The organism is Kaarinaea lacus, from assembly GCF_975902315.1.
Genome location: NZ_CDLKIE010000208.1, coordinates 1 through 6,944, shown reverse-complemented (window position 1 = coordinate 6,944; position 6,944 = coordinate 1). Strand labels below are relative to the sequence as shown.

Here is a 6,944-nt window from a genome sequence, read left to right as displayed (position 1 = left end):
TGTTAATGCAATGTCGGTTGAGGGAAGACTTTGCCCGGCATCGTTATAGGCGACAACGCTGAAATAGTAGGTAGTACCATTATTCAAACCATCCAGTTGGAAATGGGAATCAGTGACCGCTTGCATACAAATGGCTTCGCCCTCAATGTCTTCACATTGCTGGCCCGGTGTCATGGCCGGTGAATAACTCATTTTTTGACTGGCATTGCCCACATTGCCGGCCGCTGACCAATAGACCTGGTAGAACGCTACCTGTGGATTGTCGGGCCAGTCCAGGCTGATGCTGCCATCGCCGGCCTGGCCAGTTGCCTGTGGGGTGGCCGGTGCGGTTCCCAGTTCTCCCCCGGGATTACCCGCCGTACAACCGATTAATAACAGACTGATACCAAAAAAAACTAGCTTCGTCCGAAGGCGAATAGCTATCGCTCCCCCGATCATTTTTACTACTCCCAACGTTACAATCAAAAATATACCTGTATCAAACTGCCAGTTTCATTCTTATATCACTGTGTGAAACTTTGCGAGCACAGTTATTATCCTGTCCTAGCAAATACACTGAGCGTGCAGACAAGAATGAGTATTATACGCTAAATCGTAGCGCGGAAAGTGGGAGTATTTACGCTTTTTAAGCGGTCACTAATTGCCGGTAATGTCGTTATGCGGTTGTCATCTTACACCCATCGATTTTACATGTTGGCGGCAATCTCAAATAAGGAGTTTGTATAAAGTGATATCGTGTTGGGTTGTGTAAGTTATTGTTATTATTTAACGTGAATACTGGGTGTATAGTATTTGTTCAATACTGCTGAATTGAGTGCACTGAGTTTTACTGGACTATTTTTCGCTTTTCGGCTGGATGAAAAACAAGCATGACTATTATTTGACTAGATAACAAGAAGGTAACGTGAAATTTCTAATACGAGTCGGATCACACCGCTGACTAACAATGCAACCAGTACTGAAAGGCTCACAGATAGTAAAGCGTGTTTAGTGCCAATGGTTTTCAACATAACTGCGAAGGTGGATACACAGGGAAAATAAAAGGTAAGGAAGATAAGAAAAGTCAGGATTTGCACCCAGTCCATATACAGGCCAACTTCGAAAGTTCCCAGTGCCTGGTAAATCATCAGTAAGGAAAGTTCTTTTCGAAGTATTCCAAACAGGATCGGCACCCCCAATACAACCGGCAAGCCTAACCACCAGTTTGAGATTGGGGTAAGCGCGGTGTTAATGATTGCGTCTGCTCCAAAGTGACCAAGTAAGGCCAGAACAATACTGCCTCCTACCAGCAGAGGTGTGACGATAGTTAAAATGTCACGAGTGCGGTTCCAGGCTTTACTCAACATAGAACGCCATTGCGGTAATGCGTATGCCGGTATTTCCTGGATTTGTCCCGGCCCGCTTTCTTTAAAATGTCGACTGAGCAGGTGGCCCATGACAGAAATTACGGCCATGGTAATTATGAATATCGCGAAGATACCCAGGCCACCGAGATATTTGCCGGCCAACGCAAGAATCACCGCTGATCGTGCGGAGCAGGGCACAAAGGTGACGAGCACTGATGCGATAATACGTTCGCGACCCTTCGTGGCAGTAGCGGTTGCCGACAGAGCGGGTACGTTACAACCCAGGCCCAGTAAGAACGGTACCGCGACGCCACCGTGTAATCCAAGATGATGAAACCAGCGGTCGACGACAAAGGCAATGCGGTGCATGATTCCGGATTCTTCCAGAGCGACTAACAACATGACCAGTGGAATCATGTAAGGTATGACGATACCAATCAGGCCAATCAATCCATCAACTACCGCACGACCTACCACACCGCTGGTTGAGGCAGGTTGCCAGACAGAAGCCCATTCCACCAGTTTTGCCGCAGTCATTGAGTCCAGCCATGCGCTCACCTCGAACACGACAAAAAGCACCGCAGCAAAAACGAACAGGCTACCCGCCAGTCCCCAACGGGGATGGAGAAATAACTCATCCAGCCAGTAACGCCAGCCACTCCCTTCATGAGGTGCACCGATTCGGGTGACGGCTTCATAAATAGATGCCGCTTGATGATGTCGGTCAGCGTGTAGCTCTTCGTCAAGAGAGCGCGGTAACTGGTGTTCGGCAGTTTCCCGCAATTGCAATAATTGAGGTGTTTGATCTGGAAAGTGCTGTTTTAATTCGTGGATAAAATAGGGATCGCCGGAAGCCAATTGCAGTAACAGAAATGAATGTGAAACCCGAAAAGCCTGGTGAATGTCTGACTGGTTCAGCGCACTGCTTAGTGGCTGTAAAGTATCCTGAATGTGCTGGTTAACCGGCTGTGGCAAGGGGCAGACATTATTGCGAACGGTTTCGATAGCGATATTAAAAAGTTCTGATATACCATGACCCATCAAAGCTGTGGTAGGAACAACAGGTACACCGAGCAATTTACTTAATCTTCTAACGTTTATATGTAAGCCTTTTTCCCAGGCCTGGTCCATCATATTGAGCGCGATCACCGTGGGCCGGCTTAACTGCGACAATTCCAGGCTGAGTTCGAGATGGCTTGCCAGTGCGGTAGCATCTACAACCTGAATAATGACATCAGGGGCTGTAAAAGGAGCCGGTGGCTGATTTGATTCATGTGCCGATACAACGGGCCGTTGATTGCCCCACAATAGATATTTAAGCCCAATCAGGTCATCATGTTGTAAATGATGCAGAGTATGAATGCTGGGTAGGTCAATCAGATCCGCTTCGTCGGAACCGATTTGCACGCGACATTCACCGTAAGCGAGATGTGTACCTTCCAGTTCGCCGGTTTGTACTGATGTGCTGGCGACAGCGTTGAATAACGTGCTTTTACCACTGTTGGGCATTCCCACCAGGGCAATACGCAAACGGTTCGCACCTTTAAATAGTCTGACTGGCGGAGCGACTGAGACCGTCGCTGAATTTGTCCTGTCAAGCATTAAATATAAACACCCGCTTCATTGAATACACTGCTCTGATTGGTAAGCTTCAGGTCCAGGATTTCACTGGACCAACTGACGAAAGTTATTATTACTGCAAAATCATTGTGATTTACCGAGCTAAATCAATTTTTTGCTATTTTTATAACATTTTGAGTGGATTACTTGCTAACATGCCTCAAATTCTCGCGCGTTTATTGTGGGAAATCGTCAGTGTTGTTGCAAGCGGATAATTGGTTTTTCATTGCGAAGACTGATATGAATCCTGTTTTTTAACGAGGCTGTAGTCAACCACTCATACAGGAATAATAAACAACACCATGCAAGATATTTCTATTCTCGATCTCTCGATTGCATTTATTCCGATGATCGTTGTCCTGGCGATACTGGTCAAATGGCACATGAATTACGGCAATGCAATTTATGCGATTGTTCGCATGCTTATTCAGTTGTTGATCATTGGTTACCTGCTGGTTTTTATTTTCAATGCCGAAAGCGCCTGGATAGTAATGGGTATCCTGGTCATTATGGTGGTTGCATCAAGCTGGATAGCGCTGGGAGTCGTCGGTGAACATCGACGTAAATTATTAAATTATGTCTTGATTGCTATTTGTGTGGGCGGTGGATTTACATTGTTGGTGATTACGCAGGGAGTACTTACTCTGGATCCCTGGTATTCTCCCCGCTATATGGTGCCGTTGGCGGGGATGATTTTTGCCAATGCCATGAACACCGTTAGTCTGGCTGCAGAACGACTGTATTCAGAATTAAAAACCGGTGTCGATTATGAGAAGGCACGCAAAACCGCGTTTCATGCTTCCATGATACCCATTATAAACTCGTTATTCGCTGTAGGGCTGGTATCGTTGCCTGGCATGATGACGGGACAGATATTATCGGGAGTATCGCCATTGGTGGCTGTTAGATACCAGATTGTTGTGATGTGTATGGTGTTTAGTTCTGCGGGAATTTCTTCAGCCGGATTTCTGGTACTGGCGAAATCCTATTTTGCAGATCGGGCCATTCACGATGAGAAACAAACTCCAGAATAGTGCGATAAACTAATTATCGACCCAATGCATTAAGCTCGCGATTAAGGATATCGGTGTCGCCCACATTAAGTTCAACCAGCCGGCGTAAATGGGTAATGCTGTCCAGATCAATGTGTTCACAGCGAAAACCAATATGCTGATCTTCGACGTGCGCTACCGATACATCCATGCGAATACTGGCATCACTGCCGCTTAAATCCAGTTCCACTAAAAACGGATCATCAATGACACCACTCCAGCCTTCGGGCTTGTTGACCAATAAACCTTTTAACGAAATATCGATGAGCGCACAATCCCAGCTACCGTCGACACTGGTGACGTGCACAATGGCTTCGAAAGGGATGCGGCTAAACAGGCGGTTTTCTTCTGTCATTGTTATTTTCCACAATATTTATTATCGATGAGTGGTTCTCAACGCGTTAATGGGTAAGTACTCAATAAATAAGCATTTCTTACCTACATTTTAGCCTACAACGCGAGAATGTTGCAGACTAAGCAGCAATTTTCAGCAGTTTGATTTAAGGAATAACATATTGTCGACGGTGATAACCGCTTGAAAAGCTATTGCAGTACCGGGTGTGAGAGATGTGATTAAATATATCCGCTACTTAAACAGCGCCTGCCAGACTTAACAGCCTGGCAATTGCCTCGGCGAATTTACGATAGCCGGCCGCATTGGGGTGAATCGTATCGGATTTCAACGCATTATCACTTTCTATTTCTGGCAGTATGTTTTCTTCAAAAGGTATATTTTCACTGGCTGCAATTTGGGAATAAAACGGTGCAGATTCCAGTAGAAACAGCGCAGGTTCCGGTACACCAATTAATATTACCTGCACACCTCGTCGTTTTGCTTCTGCGATCATAGCTTTGAGGTTATTCACTATGGACTGGGTATTTTTCTTGCGCAGCATGTCGTTGCCGCCATGGCAAAGGATGAGTAGCTCGGGCTGGTGCTCATCTAATACCGCGGGTAGACGCCTTAAACCATCAGCGCTTAATTCGCCGGGCCTGCCTTCGTTGATGACCTCTCGTTGAATCAGGTCAGATAATTGTGCCGGATAGGCTTCATCATCTTTTGCCCCGGTGCCATAGGTAAGGCTATCACCAAAAGCCACAACTACTGCATCGCTTGAGAGTTTGTTGAGAGGGGGTGTTTTACTGGAGCAGGCTATAATCGCTGACAGGCAAATAGCAACAATCAGGATATAGGGGAAACTGTCGACTGATTCATGCTGGATCTTCTGTATTGCAGGCATAGTAATAAGTGAAGTAATTTCAGGGGAAAATTTCAAGTGTAAAAAGACATTATTGGGAATCAGTCAGCGCATTCTTCATAATGCCCCAGGCTTACCAGAATAGTCATTGAGAAACTGGGGTGTTCGCCAATCAAAATAGCGCTTGCTTCGGTTTGTAAACTTGCTAACAAATCCCACGTGACCTCCGTAATCGGCAATCTCTAAAGTGATGCTCTTCGAAAGTTGATCGTTGTTCGGGATGGAATCAGCTGGTACGAATGGATCATCTCTGGCATGCAGGATTAATGTGGGCGTTTGAATTCCATGAAGATACTGTTTGCAACTGGCCGTGGCATAGTAGTTGTCAACATTGCCAAAGCCATTGATGGGAGCCGTCATTAAATTATCGTATTCTCTTAAAGTTTTAATTGCCTTTATTTGATGTCTGTTAAGTGGTGCGGGGTGGTTACGCAGTTTTTCAATGGCCAGGGATTTGAGTCGATTGAGCAGATAAGCCTGGTAGGCTCGTGAAAATCCTGTATTAATCGCGTCTGCGGTGGCTGACAAATCAAACGGTACTGATAAAGCGACTGCGCCTGTTAATAAATTCTTATTGTTAGTCTCAGCCAGCCACTTTAGCAGTATACTGCCGCCCAGTGAAAAGCCTACCGCCGAGATTGACGTAGCGGGATATTGTTGTTTGATGGTGTGGACCAGATAATCCAGTTCACTTGTATCAGCGGCATGAAAGGTTGTTGGTAATCGGTTTGCTTCACCACTGCAACCGCGTGCATGCAGAAACGCCACACGATAACCTTGATTGAGCAAGGTCCTGATCATCCCGGGAATGTAATGAGATTGAAAACAACCACCCATGCCGTGTAATACAATGGCAACAGGTTGTAATTCAGGTAACGAGGACTGTTCCGATGTTGGCTGGCTATCACACCAGAAGACATCCACGAAATCGCCATCGGGTAGTTCCAGGCGCTGCTTTTGATAAGGGATGTTATTATTTGCCTTGAGAAAAAAGGGCAAAATCGTCTGCGTATGGCGATTCCGAAGGAGTAAAGAAGGTTTGAACGAGCTTTGGGTAATCATGACAACAGACTTTCGATTGCTAGCGCGCCTAAGCCATAACGGCTAACCAGGGCTGTAGGTCAGGTTAACAGTTTTTCCAGAATACGTTCATACATGCTGGATAGCTTGTCGAGGTCATCTGCCTTGACACATTCGTTGATTTTATGAATCGTGGCATTGCTTGGACCAAGCTCAAGTACTTGTGCACCGGTAGGCGCAATAAAACGCCCGTCAGAAGTCCCGCCTGATGTCGACAATTCCGTGTCAATGCCCGCGACTTCTTTGATAGCAGCTTTAGCGGCATCAACCAGTTCGCCGGCTGAGGTCAGAAAAGGCTGTCCCGATAGGGTCCATTGCAATTCATATTTCAATTGATGCTTGTCGAGAATGGACTCAACTGCGCTTTGTAACTGGCTATCGGTTACTTCTGTCGAGAAGCGAAAATTAAACCATACCTCCAGTTCACCCGGTATGACATTACTTGCACCGGTACCTGCCTGTATATTGGAAACCTGAAAAGTGGTTGCCGGAAAAAACTCGTTACCCTGGTCCCATTCCATGGCGCACAGTTCCTGTAGCGCAGGAGCGGCTAAATGCACTGGATTTTCGGCGAGGTGCGGGTAAGC

At 46.2% G+C, this 6,944-nt stretch carries 7 protein-coding genes; 1 reads left to right on the top strand and 6 read right to left on the bottom strand.

Translation table 11 applies throughout. The features are described 5' to 3' along the window. Together ACWVCM_RS06165 and ACWVCM_RS06160 are read right to left on the bottom strand one after the other, a co-directional pair. Positions 1-438 (bottom strand): fibronectin type III domain-containing protein (locus ACWVCM_RS06165; RefSeq protein WP_455200848.1); only part of this gene is annotated, 438 nt, incomplete at its 3' end. 446 nt (positions 439-884) lie between these two features. Continuing rightward, the gene (locus ACWVCM_RS06160) at positions 885-2,948 is read right to left on the bottom strand and encodes a FeoB small GTPase domain-containing protein (protein WP_455200847.1); all 2,064 of its coding nucleotides are present in this window, start codon (positions 2,946-2,948) and stop codon (positions 885-887) included. 320 nt (positions 2,949-3,268) lie between these two features. Here ACWVCM_RS06160 and ACWVCM_RS06155 point away from each other — a divergent pair, with 320 nt between their 5' ends. Beyond that, complete coding sequence (locus tag ACWVCM_RS06155; protein ID WP_455200846.1) at positions 3,269-4,000, top strand: ABC transporter permease; 732 nt, start codon at positions 3,269-3,271, stop codon at positions 3,998-4,000. Between the two features lie 13 nt (positions 4,001-4,013). Here ACWVCM_RS06155 and ACWVCM_RS06150 read toward each other — a convergent pair whose 3' ends face one another. From ACWVCM_RS06150 to ACWVCM_RS06135, 4 genes are all read right to left on the bottom strand, one after another. Beyond that, positions 4,014-4,373, bottom strand: a complete 360-nt coding sequence (locus tag ACWVCM_RS06150) for a PilZ domain-containing protein (RefSeq protein ID WP_455200845.1) — start codon at positions 4,371-4,373, stop codon at positions 4,014-4,016. Positions 4,374-4,608: 235 nt separating this feature from the next. Further along, the gene (locus tag ACWVCM_RS06145; RefSeq protein WP_455200844.1) at positions 4,609-5,259 is read right to left on the bottom strand and encodes an arylesterase; all 651 of its coding nucleotides are present in this window, start codon (positions 5,257-5,259) and stop codon (positions 4,609-4,611) included. Positions 5,260-5,334: 75 nt separating this feature from the next. Next, complete coding sequence (locus ACWVCM_RS06140) at positions 5,335-6,339, bottom strand: hydrolase (protein WP_455200843.1); 1,005 nt, start codon at positions 6,337-6,339, stop codon at positions 5,335-5,337. A gap of 59 nt (positions 6,340-6,398) precedes the next feature. Continuing rightward, positions 6,399-6,944, bottom strand: a 546-nt coding sequence (locus ACWVCM_RS06135) for a M20/M25/M40 family metallo-hydrolase (protein ID WP_455200842.1), incomplete at its 5' end; no start/stop codon positions are given.

Bases quoted from the DNA above. Each gene is read 5' to 3' on its own strand.
- ACWVCM_RS06160 (WP_455200847.1), bottom strand. From the start codon at position 2,948: ATGCTTGACAGGACAAATTCAGCGACGGTCTCAGTCGCTCCGCCAGTC.
- ACWVCM_RS06155 (WP_455200846.1), top strand. From the start codon at position 3,269: ATGCAAGATATTTCTATTCTCGATCTCTCGATTGCATTTATTCCGATG.
- ACWVCM_RS06150 (WP_455200845.1), bottom strand. From the start codon at position 4,373: ATGACAGAAGAAAACCGCCTGTTTAGCCGCATCCCTTTCGAAGCCATT.
- ACWVCM_RS06145 (WP_455200844.1), bottom strand. From the start codon at position 5,259: ATGCCTGCAATACAGAAGATCCAGCATGAATCAGTCGACAGTTTCCCC.
- ACWVCM_RS06140 (WP_455200843.1), bottom strand. From the start codon at position 6,339: ATGATTACCCAAAGCTCGTTCAAACCTTCTTTACTCCTTCGGAATCGC.